This window comes from Paenibacillus sp. FSL A5-0031 (genome assembly GCF_001956295.1).
GTDB lineage: Bacteria > Bacillota > Bacilli > Paenibacillales > Paenibacillaceae > Pristimantibacillus.
The window spans coordinates 1-365 of sequence record NZ_MRTD01000073.1 but is presented as its reverse complement, the minus strand read 5'-3'; the positions used below and the strand labels follow the sequence as shown (position 1 = coordinate 365).

The 365-nt window shown below is 46.8% G+C and carries 1 rRNA gene; it reads left to right on the top strand.

The features are described from left to right. Positions 1–108 precede the first annotated feature (108 nt). Positions 109–225 (top strand): 5S ribosomal RNA (rrf, locus tag BK120_RS34385). Positions 226–365: the final 140 nt, after the last annotated feature.

The window sequence follows — 365 nt, the reverse complement described above, 5'->3', positions numbered from 1 at the left end:
AAGGAAATACCCGGACCCGATGAGGTTCGGATAAACTTGGCAGTTTATCGCTTACTCGTTGTCAGTTTTGAAAGATTAATCATCTTTCAATGCAAGTCAAGTCATCCGTTTGGTGGCGATGGCGGAGGTGAACCACGCGTTCCCATACCGAACACGACCGTTAAGCCCTTCAGCGCCGATGGTACTTAGACCGCAGGGTCTTGGGAGAGTAGGACGTCGCCAAGCAGGTGTTATATCTTACACCTATGCAGCAGCCGTAAGGCTCCGCTGTGATTTACTTTGCACCTTGAAAACTGGATAACGAAAGAAAAAGAATTGCTGAAACATCCTTTAGTTGTTTTTACGTAAGCGAAAGGTGTTCGAGA